The sequence below is a fragment of the Enterobacter sp. JS8-1 genome (assembly GCF_049187015.1).
Lineage (GTDB): Bacteria > Pseudomonadota > Gammaproteobacteria > Enterobacterales > Enterobacteriaceae > Enterobacter > Enterobacter mori.
Map to the genome: position 1 here is coordinate 3159963 of NZ_CP185805.1, position 21359 is coordinate 3181321.

Annotated in this window: 21 protein-coding genes and 1 riboswitch; of the genes, 10 read left to right on the forward strand and 11 right to left on the reverse strand. The window is 57.0% G+C overall.

The genetic code is table 11. The annotated features are described in order from the left end of the window. Positions 1–52 precede the first annotated feature (52 nt). Positions 53–385 (forward strand): YegP family protein, encoded by a 333-nt coding sequence (locus ACOQH0_RS15045; RefSeq protein WP_421510735.1) that lies wholly within the window; start codon positions 53–55, stop codon positions 383–385. Positions 386–539: 154 nt separating this feature from the next. After that, a complete protein-coding gene (yegQ, locus tag ACOQH0_RS15050) occupies positions 540–1901 on the forward strand; it encodes a tRNA 5-hydroxyuridine modification protein YegQ (RefSeq protein ID WP_010433709.1) in 1362 nt (453 codons plus the stop codon). Positions 1902–2063: 162 nt separating this feature from the next. On the opposite strand, the gene ACOQH0_RS15055 is transcribed toward yegQ, so the two are convergent. Next, entirely contained in the window at positions 2064–2564 is a 501-nt protein-coding gene (locus tag ACOQH0_RS15055; RefSeq protein ID WP_421510736.1) for a DUF523 domain-containing protein, read from the reverse strand. Between the two features lie 141 nt (positions 2565–2705). Here ACOQH0_RS15055 and yegS point away from each other — a divergent pair, with 141 nt between their 5' ends. Then, positions 2706–3605, forward strand: a complete 900-nt coding sequence (gene yegS / locus ACOQH0_RS15060) for a lipid kinase YegS (protein ID WP_010433703.1) — start codon at positions 2706–2708, stop codon at positions 3603–3605. Positions 3606–3732: 127 nt separating this feature from the next. Next, on the forward strand, positions 3733–4875 hold the full coding sequence (locus ACOQH0_RS15065) for an IS481 family transposase (RefSeq protein WP_421510610.1): 1143 nt from the start codon (positions 3733–3735) through the stop codon (positions 4873–4875). Positions 4876–4967: 92 nt separating this feature from the next. Here the strand turns inward: ACOQH0_RS15065 and ACOQH0_RS15070 are convergent, their stop codons facing one another. The 7 genes from ACOQH0_RS15070 to fbaB form a co-directional block, all read right to left on the reverse strand. Then, a complete protein-coding gene (locus ACOQH0_RS15070) occupies positions 4968–5741 on the reverse strand; it encodes an ABC transporter ATP-binding protein (RefSeq protein WP_120157853.1) in 774 nt (257 codons plus the stop codon). A gap of 9 nt (positions 5742–5750) precedes the next feature. Further along, positions 5751–6611: an ABC transporter ATP-binding protein gene (locus tag ACOQH0_RS15075; protein ID WP_421510737.1), complete on the reverse strand. Its 861-nt coding sequence runs from the start codon at positions 6609–6611 to the stop codon at positions 5751–5753. Beyond that, on the reverse strand, positions 6583–7488 hold the full coding sequence (locus tag ACOQH0_RS15080; protein ID WP_421510738.1) for an ABC transporter permease: 906 nt from the start codon (positions 7486–7488) through the stop codon (positions 6583–6585). The genes ACOQH0_RS15075 and ACOQH0_RS15080 overlap by 29 nt, the downstream gene beginning before the upstream one ends. Continuing rightward, complete coding sequence (locus ACOQH0_RS15085; RefSeq protein ID WP_421510739.1) at positions 7485–8522, reverse strand: ABC transporter permease; 1038 nt, start codon at positions 8520–8522, stop codon at positions 7485–7487. Before ACOQH0_RS15085 ends, ACOQH0_RS15080 begins: the two co-directional genes overlap by 4 nt. Beyond that, positions 8519–10135 carry an ABC transporter substrate-binding protein gene (locus ACOQH0_RS15090; RefSeq protein WP_421510740.1) on the reverse strand — a complete coding sequence of 539 codons (1617 nt, stop codon included), beginning with the start codon at positions 10133–10135 and terminating at the stop codon, positions 8519–8521. Before ACOQH0_RS15090 ends, ACOQH0_RS15085 begins: the two co-directional genes overlap by 4 nt. Before the next feature lie 33 nt (positions 10136–10168). Further along, entirely contained in the window at positions 10169–11323 is a 1155-nt protein-coding gene (locus ACOQH0_RS15095) for a mandelate racemase family protein (protein ID WP_421510741.1), read from the reverse strand. A gap of 343 nt (positions 11324–11666) precedes the next feature. Beyond that, positions 11667–12719 (reverse strand): class I fructose-bisphosphate aldolase, encoded by a 1053-nt coding sequence (gene fbaB / locus ACOQH0_RS15100; protein WP_421510742.1) that lies wholly within the window; start codon positions 12717–12719, stop codon positions 11667–11669. Between the two features lie 250 nt (positions 12720–12969). Between fbaB and ACOQH0_RS15105 the strand changes: the two genes are divergently transcribed. Genes ACOQH0_RS15105 through ACOQH0_RS15115 form a run of 3 tightly spaced genes read left to right on the forward strand, consistent with a single transcriptional unit; the run spans position 12970 to position 16198 of the window. Continuing rightward, positions 12970–14247, forward strand: a complete 1278-nt coding sequence (locus ACOQH0_RS15105; RefSeq protein WP_089599315.1) for a nucleoside permease — start codon at positions 12970–12972, stop codon at positions 14245–14247. Then, on the forward strand, positions 14244–15248 hold the full coding sequence (locus ACOQH0_RS15110) for an ADP-ribosylglycohydrolase family protein (RefSeq protein WP_421510743.1): 1005 nt from the start codon (positions 14244–14246) through the stop codon (positions 15246–15248). Before ACOQH0_RS15105 ends, ACOQH0_RS15110 begins: the two co-directional genes overlap by 4 nt. Further along, positions 15245–16198 (forward strand): PfkB family carbohydrate kinase, encoded by a 954-nt coding sequence (locus ACOQH0_RS15115; protein ID WP_421510744.1) that lies wholly within the window; start codon positions 15245–15247, stop codon positions 16196–16198. Before ACOQH0_RS15110 ends, ACOQH0_RS15115 begins: the two co-directional genes overlap by 4 nt. On the opposite strand, the gene ACOQH0_RS15120 is transcribed toward ACOQH0_RS15115, so the two are convergent. The 3 genes from ACOQH0_RS15120 to thiM are packed head-to-tail and all read right to left on the reverse strand — an operon-like array spanning position 16172 to position 18528. Next, positions 16172–16918 (reverse strand): GntR family transcriptional regulator, encoded by a 747-nt coding sequence (locus ACOQH0_RS15120; RefSeq protein WP_010433675.1) that lies wholly within the window; start codon positions 16916–16918, stop codon positions 16172–16174. The genes ACOQH0_RS15115 and ACOQH0_RS15120 overlap by 27 nt on opposite strands. A gap of 42 nt (positions 16919–16960) precedes the next feature. Beyond that, complete coding sequence (thiD, locus tag ACOQH0_RS15125; RefSeq protein WP_421510745.1) at positions 16961–17761, reverse strand: bifunctional hydroxymethylpyrimidine kinase/phosphomethylpyrimidine kinase; 801 nt, start codon at positions 17759–17761, stop codon at positions 16961–16963. After that, positions 17758–18528: a hydroxyethylthiazole kinase gene (thiM, locus tag ACOQH0_RS15130; RefSeq protein ID WP_421510746.1), complete on the reverse strand. Its 771-nt coding sequence runs from the start codon at positions 18526–18528 to the stop codon at positions 17758–17760. Before thiM ends, thiD begins: the two co-directional genes overlap by 4 nt. Before the next feature lie 35 nt (positions 18529–18563). Next, positions 18564–18660: riboswitch (TPP riboswitch) on the reverse strand. 707 nt (positions 18661–19367) lie between these two features. On the opposite strand from thiM, the gene ACOQH0_RS15135 reads away from it, so the two are divergent. From ACOQH0_RS15135 to ACOQH0_RS15145, 3 genes are all read left to right on the forward strand, one after another. Beyond that, positions 19368–20474 (forward strand): YadA-like family protein, encoded by a 1107-nt coding sequence (locus tag ACOQH0_RS15135; protein WP_421510747.1) that lies wholly within the window; start codon positions 19368–19370, stop codon positions 20472–20474. A 180-nt stretch (positions 20475–20654) separates the two neighbouring features. Next, positions 20655–20879, forward strand: a complete 225-nt coding sequence (locus ACOQH0_RS15140) for a hypothetical protein (RefSeq protein ID WP_421510748.1) — start codon at positions 20655–20657, stop codon at positions 20877–20879. Positions 20880–20888: 9 nt separating this feature from the next. Further along, a complete protein-coding gene (locus tag ACOQH0_RS15145; protein WP_421510749.1) occupies positions 20889–21326 on the forward strand; it encodes a hypothetical protein in 438 nt (145 codons plus the stop codon). Positions 21327–21359 lie beyond the last annotated feature (33 nt).

Below are 21359 nucleotides of genomic sequence, written 5' to 3' on the forward strand. Positions count from 1 at the left end.
TCGCTTATTTATAACTGGTGCTGATAATTTTACCTTCGATAAAGGAGTACCTATGTCTGGTTGGTTCGAATTAAGTAAAAGCAGTGATGGTCAGTTCAGGTTTGTGCTGAAAGCTGGCAACGGTGAGATCATTCTCACCAGCGAGCTTTATACCAGCAAAAGCGCGGCTGAAAACGGCATTGCTTCCGTACGCACAAACAGCCCCCTGGACGAGCGCTTTGATAAGAAAACGGCCTCGAACGGGAAGTTCCATTTCAATCTAAAGGCGGGCAACCATCAGGTGATTGGCAGCAGCCAGCTTTATGCAACGGAACAATCGCGTGATAAGGGCATAGTCTCGGTCAAAACCAACGGGTCTGCCCAGACGGTAAAAGACAACACCTGACAGCACGAAGCACGCCGGGAGCGCGGTGACGCGACCCGGCGCTTTACCTCCCTGCCCCACAGCGCTACAATGCCCGCCCTTAAAGTGTGGGATCTCCCCTTACCGCTGCACCAGGTGCACGCGGATCTGACCTGTCATCAGAACGAGAAAAATCATGTTTAAACCGGAACTCCTTTCCCCGGCGGGAACGCTGCAAAATATGCGTTACGCTTTCGCCTATGGTGCCGATGCGGTATACGCGGGTCAGCCGCGCTACTCGCTGCGCGTGCGCAACAACGAATTCAACCACGAGAACCTGCAGCTCGGCATCAACGAAGCGCATGCCCTGGGCAAAAAATTCTACGTGGTGGTGAACATCGCGCCGCACAACGCCAAGCTGAAAACGTTCATCCGCGATCTAAAGCCGGTCGTGGAGATGGGGCCGGACGCGCTGATCATGTCGGACCCGGGTTTAATCATGCTGGTTCGGGAGCACTTCCCGGAGATGGATATTCACCTCTCTGTGCAGGCCAACGCCGTCAACTGGGCGACGGTGAAGTTCTGGAAGCAGATGGGGCTAACCCGCGTCATTCTGTCTCGCGAGCTTTCCCTCGAAGAGATCGAAGAGATCCGCACCCAGGTGCCGGATATGGAAATCGAGATTTTCGTCCACGGTGCGCTGTGCATGGCCTACTCCGGCCGCTGCCTGCTGTCTGGCTATATCAACAAGCGCGACCCGAACCAGGGCACTTGCACCAACGCCTGCCGCTGGGAATATAACGTCCAGGAAGGCAAAGAGGATGACATCGGCAACATCGTACACAAGCACGAGCCGATCCCGGTGACCAACGTTGAGCCAACGCTGGGCGTCGGCGCGCCAACCGACAGTGTGTTTATGATTGAAGAAGCCAAGCGTCCGGGCGAGTACATGACCGCCTTTGAAGACGAACACGGCACCTACATCATGAACTCCAAAGACCTGCGCGCCATCGCGCACGTCGAGCGTCTGACCCAGATGGGCGTGCACTCCCTGAAAATCGAAGGCCGCACTAAGTCCTACTACTACTGCGCGCGTACCGCGCAGGTGTACCGCAAGGCTATCGACGATGCCGCTGCCGGTAAACCTTTCGATACCACCCTGCTGGAGACGCTGGAAGGTCTGGCGCATCGCGGCTACACCGAAGGCTTCCTGCGCCGTCATACCCACGATGATTATCAGAACTACGAGCACGGCTACTCCATTTCTGAGCGCCAGCAGTTTGTCGGCGATTTCACCGGCGAGCGCAAAGGCGCGCTGGCGGCCGTGGCGGTGAAAAACAAATTCACCAAAGGCGACAGCCTGGAGCTCATGACCCCGCAGGGCAACATGAACTTCCGTCTGGAGCATCTGGAAAACAAAAAGGGTGAAGCGATTGACGTCGCGCCGGGCGACGGACACGTCGTCTGGCTGCCGGTTCCTGAAGAGGTCGAGCTGGAGTTCGCACTGCTGATGCGTAATTTTGAAGGTGAAAACACCCGTAATCCGCACAGCAAATAGTCAATCAGCGGGATTTTTTCATATCGGGATAATTCTTAGAATCGGATCACATACCGCTTCGTTCAATACGGGTATTATCCCCAGCGCTGAAAAACATAACCCATAAATGCTAGCTGTACCAGGAACCACCTCCTTAGCCCGCGTAATCTCCCTTACGTGGGCTTATTTTTTGCCTTCTCTTCCCTCAATCCAGGCGATAAGTTCGGCGATTTGCTCCTCTGAAAACACCGCGATGCCATGTTCTGCGAGCAGCGATGCCGCAACCCCCATGCCCGTCTTGCGTATACCGCTGAAAGAACCGTCATAAATAACCTGGCTGCCGCACGTTGGGCTGCCGTCAGTTAACAACGCGGCGCTACAGCCCGATTCCAGAGCGGTACGCAGCGCGAGCCAGGCTGCAAGCTGGTATTGCTCAGTCACATCCAGCCCCGTATTTTCGATTATCCTGGCTTGCCCATGCATCACGTCTTTACCGTCAGCAGAGATAATCTCTGCCGGTGGACGGGGTACAGGCAATCCGGCAGCAAGCTCTGGACAGTGGATAACCAAACGTTCTTCCTGTTGCCAACGTGCGAGTTGCGCGTTCATTCGGGATTTTTCACTACCGTTATAACGGACTTTGAAGCCCATCAAACATGCGCTTACCAGAATTTTATTTATCATCGCTTTTCTGTGATTACATGAATCTCATCGCTGAATTGTAACGCGCTTTCTTGCCTTTTTTGTCCCTTTCATCCTGTTCTTACCCGCTTTTTTCCTCTCTGCTATACACTCTAACTAACGCTAAAAAAGGGAGCAGCGCGGATGGCAACCTATCCAGACAGTTTATTGATTCTCAACGGCAAAAGTGCGGGCAACGATGTGCTTCGCCAGGCCATTACCGAATTACGGGAAGACGGTGCGCGCATTCACGTGCGGGTGACGTTTGAAAAAGGCGACGCGGCACGGTACATCGATGAAGGCATCCGACTGGGCGTCAAAACCATTATTTCCGGCGGCGGAGATGGAACCATCAATGAGATCGCCTCCGCGCTTATCGACCTGTCGACGACAGACCGCCCGGTGATGGGGATTTTGCCGCTTGGCACGGCTAATGATTTTGCCACCAGTGCCGGGATCCCAGAAGACTTCGGGAAAGCGCTACAGCTGGCAATTCTGGGTAAAGCGACCGCCGTAGACATTGCGCAGGTGAATGATAAAACCTGCTTTATCAATATGGCAACGGGCGGCTTCGGTACGCGCATTACCAGCGAAACGCCGGAAAAGCTAAAGGCGGCGCTGGGCGGCGTGTCATACCTGATCCACGGCCTGATGCGCATGGACACGCTGAAGCCCGACCGCTGTGAAATCCACGGTGAGAACTTCCACTGGCAGGGCGACGCGCTGGTGATTGGCATCGGCAACGGGCGTCAGGCGGGCGGCGGACAACAGCTTTGCCCGGAAGCGTTGATCAACGACGGCCAGCTCCAGCTGCGTATTTTCACCGGTGACGGCCTGCTGCCTGCGCTGTTCACCACGCTGACGCAACCGGAAGAGAGTCCAAATATCATCGCCGGGAAATCGGCATGGTTTGAAGTGAATGCCCCACACGGGATGACCTTTAACCTCGACGGAGAACCGCTGAGCGGGACGCAGTTTCGCATTGAGGTGTTACCCGGTGCGCTGCAGTGCCGTTTGCCGCCGGACTGCGCACTTTTGCGCTGAGGTTTTGTCGGGGATGCCATTCTCCCTCTCCCTGTGGGTGTACGGTCCGGGGACATAGTGAACACTTGTTCGGGGACATGGTAGACACTTACAACTAAGGCATAAGAACCCGTTTATGGAGTCGCTTATGCCCTGGGATGCGAGAGATACCATGTCATTACGTACCGAGTTTGTTTTGTTCGCCTCGCAGGACGGGGCGAACATCCGTTCCCTCTGCCGTCGCTTCGGCATTTCACCGGCCACCGGCTACAAGTGGCTTCGCCGCTGGGCGGAGGAAGGGGCCGCCGGCCTTCAGGACCGCCCGCGCATACCGCACCATTCCCCGAACCGCTCATCTGACGACATCACTGCCCTGCTGCGTATGGCCCATGACCGCCATCAACGCTGGGGCGCACGCAAGATAAAGCGCTGGCTCGAAGACCAGGGGCACACCATGCCCGCCTTCAGCACCGTCCATAACCTGATGGCCCGTCACGGCCTGCTGCCGGGCACTTCACCGGGCATTCCCGCCACGGGACGCTTCGAACACGACGCGCCGAACCGCCTCTGGCAGATGGACTTTAAGGGCCACTTTCCCTTTGGCGGTGGCCGCTGCCATCCGCTCACCCTCCTGGACGACCATTCCCGTTTTTCCCTGTGCCTGGCGCACTGTACCGATGAACGGCGCGAGACCGTGCAGCAGCAACTGGTCAGCGTGTTTGAACGTTACGGCCTGCCGGACCGGATGACGATGGACAACGGCTCACCGTGGGGAGACACCACCGGCACCTGGACGGCGCTGGAGCTGTGGCTGATGCGCCACGGTATCCGGGTGGGGCATTCCCGGCCTTATCATCCGCAGACGCAGGGCAAGCTGGAGCGTTTTCACCGCAGCCTGAAGGCGGAAGTGCTGCAGGGCAAGTGGTTCGCGAGCGAGGGTGAACTGCAGCGCGCCTTCGACCACTGGCGGACGGTGTACAACCTTGAACGCCCGCATGAGGCGCTGGATATGGCGGTACCGGGCTCGCGGTATAAGCCGTCTGCACGACAATACAGCGGCAACACCACGCCCCCGGAATACGACGAGGGCGTGATGGTCAGGAAAGTGGATATCAGCGGAAAGCTGAGCGTGAAAGGGGTAAGTCTGAGCGCAGGCAAGGCGTTCAGGGGAGAACGGGTCGGGCTGAAGGAGACGCAGGAAGACGGCAGCTACGAGGTGTGGTGGTACAGCACGAAAGTGGGGGTGATCGACCTGAAGAAAAAGTCGATCACCATGGGTAAAGGATGTTAAAAAGTGTTCACCATGTCCCCGAACACCTGTCTACCATGTCCCCGGACCGTACAGTGGGAGAGGGCCGGGGTGAGGGCACCAGACCGCCCCCCTTAATACACCGCCACCTCTCGCGCCATCTCGCGGGAATACTGCTGGCTGGCATTGACCAGCATCCGCGTATAGTCGGTTTTGGCCTGTCCGGCCACCAGCGCGTCGACGGTCAGGCTTTCGAGGATTTTGCCGTACTGCATCACCGCCACCTTCTGGCACAGGTGGGCAATCACGCCCAGATCGTGCGTTACCATCAGGTAGGTCAAATTTGACTCACGCTGAAGCTCCGCCAGCAGGTTGAGGATTTCTGCCTGCACGGAGACGTCCAGCGCCGAGGTCGGCTCATCCAGCAGCAGCACCTGCGGCTCCAGAATCAGCGCTCTGGCAATCGCCACCCGCTGGCGCTGGCCGCCGGAAAGCTGGTGCGGATAACGGTCGCGAAAGGCCCGGTTTAACCCCACCTTATCCAGCAACGTATGAATACGTCTGTCGCGGTCTTTTATGCCGTGGATCTGCAGCGGCTCCTCCAGAATATCCCCGATAGTGTGGCGCGGATGCAGCGAGCCGTACGGGTCCTGAAACACCATCTGCACCCGACGGCACCGTTCCCGGCTGATGCGCTTTTCCAACGGCCTGCCGCCAATCGCCAGCTCACCGTCCCAGTGGGTAAACAGCCCGGCCAGACATTTCAGCACCGTGGTTTTGCCCGAACCGGACTCCCCCACCAGGCCATAAATCTCACCCTCTTTCACGCTGATATTCACATCGTCCAGTACCTGATTGCGCTTCTCGCCTTCGCCGAACGCCAGGTTGAGGTGGTTAATCTCGATCATCTCTGCTCCTTACTCGGTGAGCCAGCTGTCCTGACGCTGTAATACCGGTAGCGTCGGACGGCGATGGTTGATTTCAGGCAGCGCGCTGATTAAACCCTGCGTGTACGGATGCTTCGCGTTGTGCAGATCCTTCGCGGCAATCGACTCCACCACGCGCCCGGCGTACATCACCAGCACCCGGTCGCAGAAGCTGCGCACCAGGTTGATGTCGTGGCTGATAAAGATCAGCCCGAGCCCGCGGGACTGCACCAGGTCGTCGAGCAGGCCGAGCACCTGTAAACGCACCGACACGTCCAGCGCCGAGGTCGGTTCGTCGGCAATCACCAGCTCCGGGTCGGTGATCAGCATCATGGCGATCATGATGCGCTGCCCCTGCCCGCCGGAAATCTCGTGCGGATAGAGGTGATACACCCGCCCGGGCTGGCGAATGCGCACCACGTCAAGCATTTCCAGCACTTTGGCTTTCGCTTCCGCCTTGCGCCCCGGATGATGGGTCAGCCAGGCTTCGGCAATTTGATCGCCCACGCAAACCACCGGGTTAAGCGAGTACTTCGGGTCCTGCATGATCATCGAGATACGCTTGCCGCGAATGCCACGCATCTGCGCCTCGCTGACAGAGTGTAAATCGACGTCGCCAAACTGCATCCGCGAAGCGCTGATTTGCGCTTTGGCCGGATGCAGGCGCAGCAGCGACCGCCCGACGGTGGATTTGCCGGAGCCGGACTCGCCGACAATCGCCAGCTTTTCGCGTCCGAGCTGGAAAGAGACGCCGCGCACCGCGTGGGTCACCGCGCCGCCGTTGATGAAATCGACGTGGAGATCGCGCACGTCGAGCAAGGGGTTATTCGCTGCGAGGATCGAGGATGTCACGTAGGCCATCTCCTAAGAAGTTGAACGCCAGGCTGTTAATCAGGATCGCCAGTCCCGGAATAGTCACTACCCACCAGCACTCCATCATGTAGGTGCGACCGCTGGAGATCATCGCCCCCCACTCCGGCTCCGGCGGCTGTGCGCCGAGGCCGAGAAAGCCCAATCCGGCAGCGGTGAGAATGATCCCCGCCATGTTCATGGTGATACGGATAATCACCGACGGCAGGCACAGCGGCACGATGTGGCGCGACAGCACGCGCACCGATGACGCCCCCTGCAGACGCACGGCGGAGATAAAATCGGCCTGACGCAGGGAGAGCGTTTCGGCACGCGCCAGACGGGCTATCGGCGGCCAGGCGGTAAGCGTAATGGCAATGACGACGTGCTCCAGCCCCGGTCCCAGCGCCGCCACAAACGCCAGCGCCAGCACCAGGCTCGGGAAGGAGATAAAGATATCGGTCACGCGCATCAGCACGGCATCCACCTTGCCGCCGAAATAACCTGCGGTCACCCCCAGCAGCAGCCCCAGCGGGCCGACGGTCACGGAGACCAGCAGCACGATATAGAGCGTGATGCGCGAGCCGTACACCAGGCGACTGAAGATGTCGCGGCCAAACTCGTCGGTGCCAAACCAGTGCTGCGCGTTCGGGGCGACCAGCGCGTTATTCAGGTCCTGTACCAGCGGATTGTATGGCGCGATCAGCGGTGCAAAAGCCGCCACAATCAGCAGCAGCAGGATAATCCCGCCGCCGATGGCGGTGAGCGGGTTGCGCGCCATCTTGCCGACAAAACCGGCGGCGCGGCCCAGCGTACGCTTGATACGCTGGCGGCGTTCGGACGGCCCCGCCCCCAGCGGCGTATCCAGAGAAACGGTCATGATTTCGTCCTCGGGTCAAAGAGTTGATACAGCATGTCGGAGAGCAGGTTGAGCATCACGAAGATAACCCCCACCAGCAGCACGCAGCCCATGACCGCGTTCATGTCCCCGAGCAGCAGGCTGCCGGTGAGGTACGAGCCGAAGCCCGGCCAGGAGAAGACGGTCTCAATCAGCACCGCCCCTTCCAGCAGCGAGCCGTAGGCCAGCGCCACCACCGTCAGCAGCTGTACGAGGATATTGCGAAACGCGTGATTCCAGATCACCTGACGCTCGGTTAAGCCTTTTACTCGCGCGGTGATGATGAACTCCTGCGACAGCTGCGCCAGCATAAAGCTGCGGGTCATGCGGCTGATGTAGGCCAGCGAGTGGAAGCCGAGCAGCGAGGCCGGTAAAACCAGATGGTTAACGGCGTTCCAGAACACCGCGCCGTTCCCGGCCAGCAACGCATCCACCGTCATCAGTCCGGTGCGGCGTGGGACTACCCCCTCCAGTCCGAGATCCAGACGTCCCGCGCCCCCCACCCAGCCAAGCCAGGCGTAAAACAGCAGCAGCCCCATCATCCCGACCCAGAAAATGGGCGTGGAGTAACCCGCGAGGCTGATGATGCGCACCACGTAGTCGGAAACGCTGTTGCGACGCGCCGCCGCAAGCACCCCCAGCGGGATGCCTAAGCCCGCGCCGACGATTATCGCCATCGTCGCCAGCTCAAGCGTCGCCGGGAAAACGCGCAGGATATCGGCGGTCACCGGTTTGCCCGTCAGCAGCGCGTTGCCCAGATCGCCGTACAGAAGGTTACTGAGGTAAATGCCGAACTGCGTCAGCAGAGATTTATCGAACCCCAGCTGGTGATAGACCTGCTGGTAGGTGCTGTGGTCGGCATCCGGGCCAACAATCGCCAGCACCGGGTCGACGGGCATCACGCGGCCGATGAAAAAGGTCAGCAGCAGCAGGCCGAACAGCGTTATCAGCACCTGCGTGAGTCGCGTTGAGAAGCGCCGGGCCCGGGAGCCGGGCGCGAAAATCGCCACGCTCATTTTTCACCTCCGGTTTTGTAGACGTCGCGCAGGAAGGTCGTGGCCGACGGGTGCGACTGAAAGTTCTTCACCTCGTTACGCACCACCACCGAATCCACCATCTGCGACAGGGGGATCATCGCCGGGATCAGCGCGTCGTAGCGCACCTGGATCTGCTGGTAGTCGGCGACCTGTTTCTTCGGATCGCGCTCCAGCAGGGCCTTGTCGATCATCTCGTTGAGCGGCTTATCGTAAAAACTGGTGCGCCAGCCCTGGAAATTGGTCAGCCGGGCTTCGTCACTGTTGTCCGGGTTATAGACCAGCGCGCGCAGGCTGGAGTGCGGATGTGGCTCTACCCCGCTGCCCCCGCGCCCGACAAGCATGTCGAACCTGCGCTCGCGCATTGCGCCGTAGATCTGGTTCCCGGTGCCGGTGATGATTTTGGCGTTAATCCCCGCCTGCATCAGCGTTGACTGCACCGCAATGGCAATGTTCAGGAACGGCTGATCCGCCAGCACCCTCAGGGTCGTATCAAATCCATCCGGATAACCCGCCTCTGCCAGCAGTTTTTTGGCACGAGGGATATCGAGCTTATAGCCCGGGTCCGGCAGCGTTGATGGCATACCCGCCTTGATGGGGCGCTGGTGCAGCACACCGTAGCCCGGCATGAGCGCTTTATTGATGCCCTGATAGTCAATCAGGTAGCGCACCGCTTCGCGCACCTTCGGGTTAGCGAAATGGGCCTCCTTCATGCTCATCGCCACGTAGTAGACCGTGCCTTTTTGCACGGCTTCTACGGTGAGCTGGGGGTCTTTACGCAGGGCGTTGATGTCCGCCACCGCCATATTGTTGGCAATGTCGAGGTCACCCTTTTCAATCATCAGACGCAGGGTTTGCGACTCCTGGAAATGGCGCAGCACCACGCGGCTCATCTTCGGCGCGTCGCGCCAGTAGTGCGGGTTACGCTGCATGCGCAGCACGTCCTTCGCCTGCCAGGTCTCCAGCATAAACGGGCCGGAACCGGCTTCGTTGGTGGTCAGCCAGCGGTTGCCCCAGTCGTTGTTGACCGCATGCTGCTGCACCGTTTTGCTGTCCAGCACGCCGAGGTTGCCGAGCGCGCCAAGGGAGTAAATCACCAGCTGCGGGTCGTTGGCCTTTGGCAGGACAATCTGCACCGTGTTCGCATCGGGTGCGCTGATGTGGCTATCGATGTTTTTCTTTGAAAATCCGTAGGATTTCCACACCGACGCCTGCGCAAGGTTGAGGTGCAGCAGGCGGCGCATCGACCAGACCACGTCCTCCGCCGTGAGCGGATTGCCGGAGTGAAACTTCACGTCATCGCGCAGATGGAAGGTCAGGGTTTGACGGTCCGGCGAAATATCCCATGACTTTGCCAGCGCGGGCCTGACGTTGGTGAGTTCGTTCGGATCCAGCTCCACCAGCGAATCATAGAGATTGACCACAATGCAGACCACTTCGTTACCGGTCATTGCCGCCGGGTCGAGGGTCAGGAGGTTGTTCATATTCATGCCGATGATGAGCTGGTCGGGCGGCGTTTTTGCGACCGCCGCACCGCTCCCCATCATCAGCGAGAGCGCGAGCAAGCACGCCCCGGCTAAAGGAGATCGTTTCATGTATATATCGCCTGTAGGGTACGTTTTTATCTGTCAGTCGTGGCTGACGGTATTGGCTTCGATATATGCAAAATTAATGTCTTCGCCCAGTCCTGGGCGGCTCGGCAGGCTGACCATGCCGTGCTCGTCCATCGGGTCGACCAGGCTGTTGAGGTACGCTGCCGGTTTGTCGTAGTCGAGGAACGGGTGCAGCAGGCCGCGCTCGTACCAACGGCAGTTTTTAATGGCGCCAATCACCGCCAGGCTCGCCGCGCCGTTGCCGTGTACTTCGCAGTCCATCCCGAAGGCTTCCGCCAGGTTCGCCACCTTCAGCGTCGGAGAGATGCCGCCCACGCCGTTGGCGCCCGCGCGCAGGATGTCGCACGCCCCGGCTTTGATCCAGTCCGCGCGGCTGTGGTGTTTTCCGCCCAGGCTTTCCGGGCCGATAATCGGGATCGACAGGTTTTCCGCCAGCCAGGCGTAGGAGGCCATGCTCTCCTCCTCCATCGGCTCTTCGAACCAGGCGAAGTTGAGTTTTTCCAGCTCCTTGCCGATGTACAGCGCCTCGGTGCGGCTGTACCAGTGGTAGCCGTCGATCATGAGATCGATATCCGGGCCAACCGCTTCACGCACGGCGGCGCAGGCTTTGACGTCCATCTTCGGGTTGGGGGCAAAGGAGACCGGCGGCATCCAGGTATGCAGCTTGATGGCCTTGTACCCGCGCGACACCAGCGTCTCGGCAAAGCTGGCGTACTCTTCCGGCGTGGATAAGCCACCCGGCAGATCGTCACCGCACATGGTGCTGCCGTAGGCCGGGACCTTGTCGCGATAGCCGCCCAGCAGCTTCCAGACCGGCATGTTGAGCTTGCGGCCAATCAGATCCCACAGCGCCTGTTCGACGAAGCCCAGCGCGCGCTCGGTCAGCTGATGCGCGCTACCGCGCTGCCAGTGCGCCAGATCCTGCCAGATGCGCTCACGGTTGAACGCGTCCTGGCCGACCAGCACCTTGCGAAAGAAGGTGTTGACCACAAAGGGGCGCACCACTTCCGGCGGCGCGAAGGAATACCCTTTGGTGCCATCATCTGCCGTAATAGAAAGCATCGCCATTTTAGCCATGCTCTCAGGCCCCGGATGCGAATGCCCGGCAGCGTCGGAAACCCGACGCGTCGGGTACTGGAAGACGGTGACGTTTACAGATTCAATTTTCATTATCAGTCCTTAAGACGACAGAGGTTCAGCGCGATTCGAATTTTGAAAAGCCGTTTCGAAACTAACTTTAAGCGCAAAATTCGTCCGCTGCCTTAGACAGATTCCGCTAAGCACTGACCTTTTTTTGTGCATATGCACGGGAAGGAGTGACAGTTTTCACAAAAGAAGGGGGAAGTGTGAGGTGGATCGGGAGAGGAGTTCTGGAGAAATGAAATAGTATTTCAAATAGAAAGCTAATTCAGGCTGTAGGCCGGGCAAACAACGTGCCGCCCGGCATTAGCGGCTGAGTGGCCTGAGGCCCTCACCCCGGCCCTCTCCCGGAAGGAGAGGGAGAAATAATGTCTTAAGCGATCGTCACCTTGCTGTCCAGATAGACGTCCTGAACCGCATTAATCAGCTTCACGCCGTCGGCCATGGTTTTCTTAAATGCCTTACGGCCCAGGATCAGCCCCATGCCGCCCGCGCGTTTGTTGATCACCGCCGTACGCACCGCGTCTGACAGGTCAGTATCACCGCCTGCCGCCCCGCCGGAGTTGATCAGCCCCGCGCGGCCCATATAGCAGTTCGCCAGCTGGTAGCGCACGAGATCGATCGGGTTATCGCTGGTCAGTTTGCTGTAAACGCGATCGTCGGTATAGCCGAAGTTTACCGCCTTATAGCCGCCGTTATTTTCGGCCATTTTTTGCTTCACGATATCCGCGCCGATGGTCGCCGCCAGATGGTTCGCCTGGCCGGTCAGATCGGCTGACACGTGGTAGTCCACGCCGTCTTTTTTGAACGCGTTGTTTCGCAGGTATGCCCATAGCACCGTCACCATGCCCAACTCGTGCGCGCGCTCGAAGGCGGCAGAGATCTCTTCAATCTGACGACGAGACTGTTCAGAGCCAAAGTAAATGGTCGCTCCCACTGCCACCGCCCCCATATTGAATGCCTGCTCCACGCTGGCGTACAGGGTCTGGTCATATTCCGTTGGGTAGCTCAGGGTTTCGTTATGGTTCAGTTTGACGAGGAACGGAATGCGGTGGGCATAGCGACGCGAGACGGAGGCCAGCACGCCGTAGGTCGATGCCACGCAGTTACAGCCCGCTTCAATCGCCAGTTCGACAATGTTCTTCGGATCGAAATAGAGCGGATTCGCCGCGAAGGATGCCCCCGCAGAGTGCTCAACGCCCTGGTCTACCGGCAGAATGGAGAGATACCCGGTGCCGCCCAGTCGCCCGGTGTTATAGAGCGCCTGCATGTTTCGCAGCACGGCAGGCGGACGGTTGTTGTCCACCATCACGCGGTCCACGTAGTCGTGCCCGGGCAGGTAGAGCTGGTCAGCTGGAATGGTCATACAACGATGCTGTAAGAGGCTGTCGGCGTCTTTGCCAAGCAACTGCGCAATATCAGTCATAGTGATGCTCCCGTAAGTCCGACGTCGAGTCGGAGCGTGTGATCCAAACCCACGTTTTGCAGGCAGACTAAGCCTGGTACCGACTTAACAGATTTTCCACCGTCTGCAACTTTTTTAAGCACAATCTGCTGGCTCGTTTCATGTACAACAATTTTGTTACACTGATCAAACATTCACCTCAAAGGTATTTAAAAGGTATTATTAAGTGGTATGTTAAAGGCGTACCCTCACTGACATGCAGGATTAAAAAATGAAAACGAAAGTCCAACTGTCATTCATGATGTTTGTTGAATGGTTTATCTGGGGCGCCTGGTTTGTGCCGCTGTGGCTGTGGCTGAGCAAAAGCGGTTTTACCGCCGGGGAAATCGGCTGGTCTTACGCCTGCACCGCCATTGCCGCAATCCTTTCACCGATTCTGGTCGGCTCGCTGACGGACCGCTTCTTCGCCGCCCAGAAAGTGCTGGCGGTGCTGATGTTCGCCGGTGCGATTCTGATGTACTTCGCCGCACAGCAAACCCAGTTCAGCACCTTCTTCCCGCTGCTGCTGGCCTACTCCCTGACCTATATGCCGACCATCGCGCTGACCAACAGCATTGCCTTTGCCAACGTGGATGACGTCGAGGCAGACTTTCCGCGCATCCGCGTGATGGGCACCATCGGCTGGATCGCCTCAGGCCTGGCGTGCGGGTTCCTGCCGCAGATGATGGGCTATAGCGACATTTCCGATACCAATATCCCGCTGCTGATGACCGCAGCCAGCTCCGCCCTGCTCGGCGTCTTTGCCCTGTTCCTGCCGAATACGCCGCCGAAGAGCACCGGCAAGCTGGACTTTAAGGTGATGCTGGGGCTGGACGCGCTGATCCTGCTGCGCGACAGAAACTTCCTGGTGTTCTTCTTCTGCTCGTTCCTGTTCGCCATGCCGCTGGCCTTCTACTACATTTTCGCCAACGGCTATCTCACCGAAGTCGGCATGAAAAACGCCACCGGCTGGATGACGCTGGGCCAGTTCTCCGAAATTTTCTTTATGCTGGCGCTGCCGTTCTTTACCAAACGCTTTGGTATTAAGAAGGTCTTGCTGCTGGGGCTTATTACCGCTGCCATCCGCTACGGCTTCTTTGTTTACGGCGGTGCGGAACAGTACTTCACCTACGCCCTGCTGTTCCTCGGCATTTTGTTGCACGGCGTAAGCTACGACTTCTATTACGTGACCGCGTACATCTACGTGGACAAAAAAGCGCCAGCGCACATGCGCACCGCGGCGCAGGGCTTGATCACGCTGTGCTGTCAGGGCTTTGGTAGCCTGCTGGGTTACCGCCTGGGCGGCGTGATGATGGAAAAAATGTTCGCTTACAAAGAGCCGGTGAATGGGCTGACCTTCAACTGGGCCGGAATGTGGACATTTGGTGCAATCATGATTGCCGTGATTGCCGTGCTGTTTATGCTGTTTTTCCGCGAATCGGATAAAGAGATCACCGCAATTGAGGTGGTTGATGGCGATACCGCGCTGACACAAGGGGAAGTTAAATGAAACAAGAACGTGTTCTCGGTGCCCTTTACGGGCAGGCGTTAGGGGATGCGATGGGCATGCCGTCGGAGCTGTGGCCGAGAAAGCGCGTCAAAGCGCACTTCGGCTGGATCGACCGTTTCTTACCCGGCCCGGCGGAGAATAACGCGGCCTGCTATTTCAACCAGGCCGAGTTCACCGACGATACCTCGATGGCGCTCTGTCTGGCGGATGCGATTATCGAGTGCGACGGGCAGATTAACGCGGACGTTATCGGCAAGCATATTCTTCGCTGGGCGCTGGATTTCGACGCGTTTAATAAGAACGTGCTCGGCCCCACCTCGAAAATTGCCCTCAACGCCATTCGCGACGGCAAGCCGGTGAGCGAACTGGAAAACAACGGCGTGACCAACGGGGCGGCGATGCGCGCCTCTCCGCTGGGCTGCCTGCTCCCGGCCACGCGTCTGGAGCATTTTGTTGAGCAGGTGGCGCTGGCCTCCAGCCCGACCCATAAATCCGATCTCGCCATTGCCGGTGCGGTGGTGATTGCCTGGTCGATTTCCCGCGCCGTCGACGGCGAAAGCTGGCAGAACATCGTTGATGCCCTGCCGGGGATCGCCCGCTTTGCGCAGGAGGCGAAAACCACCACCTTCAGCGCGTCACTCGCGGCGCGTATTGAACTCGCGCTGAAAACCGTACGAGAAGCCAACGGGATTGAGTCCGCCAGCGAGCAGGTGTATCAGCTCGTGGGTGCCGGAACCAGCACCCTCGAATCCGTTCCGGCGGCCATTGCGATGGTCGAACTGGCGGGAACTGACCCAAACCGCTGCGCCATTTTATGCGCCAACCTGGGCGGCGATACCGACACCATTGGCGCAATGGCCACAGCAATATGCGGCGCATTGCACGGCGTGCAGGCCATTGACCCGACGCTGAAGGCCGAACTCGACGCCGTTAACCAGCTCGATTTCGGTCACTACTGCGAAAAACTCCTGCACTATCGGGAGCAACGGGAGGGCATATGACGTCTTTGGCTCAGCGCCTTGAAACCTTGCACGCCACGCGCCCGGTGACGGTGCTGGGCGCGGCGGTGATAGACGTCATCGCCGACGCTTACGCCCTGCCCTGGCGCGGGTGTGATATCGAGCTTAAACAGCAGGGCGTCAATATCGGTGGCTGCGCGCTCAATATCGCCATCGCCCTGAAACGGCTCGGTATTGCGGCGCAAAATGCCCTGCCCGTCGGCCACGGTGTGTGGGCGGATATTATTCGCAACGCCATGGCGAAGCAGGATCTGCACAGCGCGGTGGAAGCCGATACGGGTGATAACGGCTGGTGTCTGGCGCTGGTGGAGCCAGACGGCGAGCGCACCTTTATGTCCTTTAGCGGCGTGGAGAACCAGTGGCAGCAGCGCTGGCTGGATGCGCTTCACGTTCCGCAAAACAGCCTGGTCTATTTATCCGGCTATCAGCTGGCCTCGCCGTGCGGCGAGCTGCTGACACGCTGGCTGGAGGGGTTGCAGCACGTGACGGCATTTATCGATTTCGGTCCCCGCATCGCGGATATCCCCGACGCCCTGATGGCGCGGATTATGGCCTGCAGACCAATTGTGTCGCTCAATCGCCAGGAGGCGGAGCTTGCCGCAGAAAGACTGGGTGTTGAAGTGGAAACCCTCGGCACGCAGTGGCAGCAGCGTTTCGGTGCCGCGCTGATTGTGCGCCATGATAAAGACGGTGCCGCGTGGTATGACGGTGACGTCTCGGGCGTGGTTTCGGCATTTCCGGCTACGGTTGTGGATACCATTGGCGCAGGCGACAGCCACGCGGGCGGCACGCTTGCCGGGCTGGCGGCGGGATGGTCGCTGGCAGATGCGGTTCTGCTGGGGAATGCCGTGGCGTCCTGGGTGGTCAGCCATCGCGGCGGCGATTGCGCACCGACTCGCGACGAATTACTCCTCGCACACAAAGACGTATAGATCGCTGCGGCAGTAGCTGATGCTGTACTCAATTGGCCGGTGCTGTTGGTCAAGCGCAACCTGCTTGATCACCAGCACCGGTATTTTTTCGTCCATCTTAATGTGCGCCTGAAATTCACTGTCCGGCATACGGGCGCTCACGCGCGAACGGGTACGCTGCGGGAAAATATTCTGACTGCGGAAGTAATCGTAAAGCGAGACGCCAATCGCATCAGGGTCGTGGATAAATCCCGTCGGCACCCAGGACTCCTCAATCGAGACGGCGTCATCGTCAACGTAGCGAATACGCTTGAGCAGGAAAACCTCGCTCTCGGGGGGAATTGAAAGATGGTTCGCCACCTCTTCGGGACACTTCACCACCCGCTTGTTGACCCACAGCGTATTGGGTTTTTGACCGCGCAGGACCACCTGTTGAGAGAACCCGCGCGCCTCTTTCAGCGAATACTCGAAGATGTTATTGATTTGCGTGCCATAGCCACGGGAGCGCGTGACCACGCCCTCTTCCTCCAGCGCCTGCATCGCTTTACGCACGGTAATGCGCGACACGCCGGTTAACTGGCTCAGATCGCGCTCGCCGGGCAAAATATTCCCGTGCTCCAGCATGCCGCTTCGCACCGCATTTTTTACCGTTTCGGCAAATTTCAGGTACAGCGGCGTGTTGTCCGGCGCGGCGATCCGTTCATTCAGTTGAGCGATTAACCGGGTATGCGCTTGTTCCATCTCTGTTTTCTCAGGCGTGGTGTTTCCTGCCAGTATACTGGGTTACCACCACGCATGAAAATGATGAACCGGCCCAATACCGTGACCCACTTCCAGAGTATCGGCTTTTGCCAGCGCCGCGGAGAGCCAGATTTTAGCTTCGCCCACCGTATCGGCCCAGCTGTCATGCCGTGGACGCAGCGCAGCAAGCGCGGCTGAGAGCGTGCAGCCCGTGCCGTGGGTGTTTTTAGTCTGCACGCGCGGCGCGGTAAAACGCATTTCGCCGTCGCGGGTAAAGAGCCAGTCCGGGCTTTCGACATCATCAAGATGACCGCCCTTCATCAGCACCGCGCCGCAGCCCATCGCCAGTAGCGCGTTCCCCTGCGCTTTCATTTCACGTTCGTTTTGCGCGTGCGGGGCACCCAACAGCGCGGCGGCTTCCGGCAGATTGGGCGTGATCAGCGCCACCTGCGGCAGCAGCTTTGTGCGCAGCGTCTCCACGGCGGAGGCAGAGAGCAGCGGGTCGCCACTTTTCGCCAGCATGACGGTATCCAGCACCACGTTTTGCACCTGATAACGCTTAAGCCGCTCGGCCACCGCTTCCACAATGTCCGTTTCGGCCAGCATGCCGATCTTGGTGGTATCAATGCGCACGTCGCTGAACACCGAATCCAGCTGCGTGGCAACAAAATCCGGCTCGATACGGTAGACCGACTGCACGCCGCGCGTGTTTTGCGCCACCAGCGCGGTAATGACGGAACAGCCGTATGCGCCAAGCGCGGAGAAGGTTTTCAGGTCAGCCTGGATACCCGCGCCGCCGCTGGGATCGGTACCGGCAATGGTCAGTGCGTTAATCCGCTTCATGCCTGCTCCTCCAGCGTGTAGAGCGCATCCAGGAACGCGCTGGCAAAACTGCCCGGGCCACGAGACTGCGCAACAGCGATTGAGCCAGCTCGCTTCATCCATCCGCAGGCAGCCGTGACGTTATCCAGCCGGTCGCCCGGCAGCGAGCAGCTCGCCGCCACGACAGCCGAGAGCGCGCAACCGGTGCCCACCACGCGCGTCATCAGCGGGTCACCGCCCGTTACCGTGCGCGTGCGCTGTCCATCGGTGATGTAATCCACTTCTCCCGTGACCACGACAATTGCATTCGTCTGACGCGCCAAAGCCTGCGCGGCAGGCACCGCGCTTGCTGCAGTGTCGGTGGTATCAACGCCGCGCCCGCCCGCGCTCATCCCGGCAAGGGCAAGGATTTCAGAGGCGTTACCGCGGATCGCGGCGGGTTTCAGAGCGAGGATTTGATGGCAAAAACGGGTACGGAACGCGAGCGCGCCAACGGCAACCGGGTCGAGCGTCCAGGGCTTACCCGCCGCCACCGCGCTTTCAATCGCCCGACGCATCGACTGGGCGCGCGGTGCGGTCAGCGTGCCAACGTTAATCAGCAGCGCATCGGCGATGTCAGCAAACTGCTCGGCCTCTTCGGCCTCAATCACCATCGCTGGCGATGCACCGAGAGCCAGCAACACGTTGGCCGTGAAGGTCTGTACAACATCGTTGGTCATACAGTGCGTGAGCGGGGAACGGGTTCGGAACTGATGTAAAACGTGTAAATCGAGCAGGTCAGGCTGCATGGTTTCGCTCCTGCCTTGCGTGAAGAAGCGATGACCGGGAAGGCATCTGACTTCCCTACGCTGGCATTATCCAGATCAGGTAATACGGGTATTTCTCAGCCTTCACAAAGAAGGGCACCCCGAGTCAAAATACTTATAAAACAATTAATTACAAATCAATAGTTTGTGAGTATTTAGTGTAACCGGGGCCGTAGGCAGGGTGCAAGATTTTTCGATTTACCGCATCTGGAATAGCTGAATCACGCCCGGCAGGGGCGAACACCAAAGACTAATAGTACCGAAAGGTATTAGTTAGAGCGACGATAAGAAGCAACACAGTTGATACGTATAAGAAGTTAACGATTCTCTTTTATCTTTCCGGTTATATCCCTCTCTCTCATGGATTATTCCTAAAACGTAAATTTTAATCACCGCGATTAATCAGCGCGCATTTTAATGTTTACTTTCACCTTTAAAATCTATTCGTTTCAAATGAAATAAATCATTAAACAACTCCACTACCTAAGCAGTAAAATAAAACCCCTAAAAAAGTGAAATAAAATTCCATTCCAATCATAAACTTAACTAGAACCTTTTCCGGATAAAAATTAAATCACTGATAAACAAATAGAAATTAAAGACTTACTGCAACATACCACTTTAGCTATTGGTGCTTTACTTGACCTAAATCAATAATTTTAAGCGCAAATTATCTATAGTTCACCATCGTCACACAAAACAAATAGATGTTTCTTTACAAAATTTGACATACTTGAACTTACTCTTTTTGCTCTGCCAGACCAAACGTTGGTAATAACACTATCGTTTATTTTATCTATAGAATATTGCGAGTCTTTACAATGAAACCCCTTAATAAATCAGTGATTGCTGTTGCTGTTTTTGGTGCTGTTTTTGGTGCTCTTTTTGCTGGTTCAATGAATATTGCTTATGCTGCTACCCCTGCTAGCGATGTTGAAATGGCTACAGGTGAAACGGTAGAAACTGCAATCACTAACTTACAGGGTAAAACAGACGGCTTATCTAATGATGTAGCTGGTATCGTGTTTACTGATCTCCCTACTCTGCATCAAACTGATAAAGGGCTTCAAAATCAAATCACAGCTACTAACAAAGATGTGAATGATACTAAAGATGCTGTGATTCTGATTAATAATGACCTGCAAGGCGCGAAACAGCTTCTTGCTGATAAAGCACAGATTGCACAAGATACAGCTAATGCTAACTCTACCCGCATTACAGCACTGGAAAACCAGCCTACCCCGAAAGATGGTATTGATGGTAAAGATGGGGCTACAGGTGCGCAAGGTGTACAGGGTTTACAGGGTTTACAGGGCTTGAAAGGTGATACAGGCGCACAAGGTGTAGCGGGTGTTGCTGGTAAAGATGGTGTTGATGGTGTTGATGGTAAAAATGGTATTGACGGTAAAGCAGGTAAAGACGGCATAGACGGGAAAATCGGCGTTAACGGGAAAGATGGTAAGAATGGGTTGAATGGTAAAGATGGTGTGAGTGGTAAGAACGGCGCTAACGGCGTTACCACCACCATCACTAAGAAAGAAGTTGATACTAAAACTATCAATCTTGTTAAGTCACTTAATACACAAACTACAGCACAAGCTAAAGATCTGAAAGCTGCTCAACAAGTATTTGCACAAGCACAATCTTCAAGCAATGCTCAATTTAAAAACCTGAAGGATGAAGTTGACGACAACAAGAAAGAAGCGCGTGGTGGAGTAGCCTCTGCCGTTGCGATTGCATCAATGCCACAGGTCGAAAAAGATCAGGCTATGATGTTCTCTGCTGGTGTAGGGTCATTTAAGAATGAGCAAGCTATCAGCGTTGGCACTTCTCTCCATGCCGGTGAACATACAGTGATCAAAGCTGGTATTAGCGATTCGACAAATAACGATCTTGCTATGGGCGCGGGTATCGGGATCGGTTTTTGAATAAAACACCGCTGATACATATATAACCCGCTCGTCTCTGGTAAGAATTTCGATGATAGCAAAAAACATGTCCAGATATATATTCATCTCAGCCGTGCTGTACCTGATGCTAATTGGCGTCGGGATTTGGATAGGCGTGATGTATTTATCTTATTATCTGTGTAGTTTATAAGGTATAAAATGAAAAAATTAATTATTACCGTGGCGGGTATATTTATACTTGCGGGGTGCGTATCGCCCGATCAGCGCATCGCAAACTGCACGGCGAAAGGCGTAAGTTATGACACCTGCTATTTGTCCGAACAGCAAAGACAGCAAGGCATTAATAACGCTTCGCTCTCTGCCGCTTATGCGAATGCGGCAAGAGCGACAGAAAATGCACATAAACATGCTCACCACCACTAAGGTTTTATAATGAAAGCACAGTTAACAGTGATGACTCTGTTGTTCGCAATCGCTGCGACCCCGGCACATGCGATTAACGCCCACTATCGCGCACAGCTGGAGCGTTCCGGATGCACCCAGATAAGCGAAGGCGATGGCTCTTGCGATATCACTAAAACGAAAGCGGAAAACGCGGCGCAACACGACCAAACGACGACCGTTCACGATCCGATGCGTGCGGCCACCTTTTCGTCACCGACCGTTAATGCCACGATTTCCAACGGCTTTTTTAGTGCGACCATTAATGGCAAAAAGGCCACCGTCAAACGTCTGAATGCGGCGTTCTATGAAATTCACGGTAATGACGTTGTTATATCGTTTAGCCTTGATGAGAACGGTATTGCCGATGCCTCCTGGAATAAAACTAAGGGTCGTGACCACGGCATTTTGCAGGTCAGGCAGAAATAACGTGCTCAAGGAGGCCATGTGCCTCCTTTTTCC